Origin of the sequence: Gordonia sp. UBA7860, from assembly GCF_002500165.1 — a bacterium.
Lineage (GTDB): Bacteria > Actinomycetota > Actinomycetes > Mycobacteriales > Mycobacteriaceae > Gordonia > Gordonia sputi.
Window position 1 is genome coordinate 1754 of the sequence record NZ_DLSO01000055.1, and the last position, 432, is coordinate 2185.

General features: G+C 66.0%; 1 protein-coding gene. It reads right to left on the bottom strand.

Annotated features, from left to right (window positions below; translation table 11 throughout):
• On the bottom strand, nt 1-432 hold a 432-nt coding region (locus tag B3T59_RS08005), incomplete at both ends, for a cation diffusion facilitator family transporter (protein WP_287001953.1).

The following is a 432-nucleotide window of genomic DNA, read 5'->3' on the forward strand; positions in this document are numbered from 1 at the left end:
CGTCGACGTCGATGTGGTCGGGTGCCTGCTGGTTGAGAATGCGCAGGGCATCGCGGGCCAGACGCACCGCGCGGGGTACCACCCAGATCGCGATCAGGACCGCGACCACGATATCGGCATAGCCCCAACCTGTTGTCATCGTCACGATGCCCGCGACCAACACGCCGACGCTTCCGACGGCGTCGGCCAATACCTCCATGTACGCGCCGCGCACCGCGATCGACTCCTTGGAGTCGGCACGCAGCAGCAGCATCATCGCGACGTTGACGGCCAGGCCGACCAACGCCACCACGATGAGCGTCAGCCCGGGCACTTCCGGATCAGAGCCGATGCGTCGAATCGCCTCGTACAACACGAAGACGGCAACACCGATCAGCAGCACCGCATTGGCCACCGCGGTGAAGACCTCGGCGCGGTGCCACCCGAAGCTCC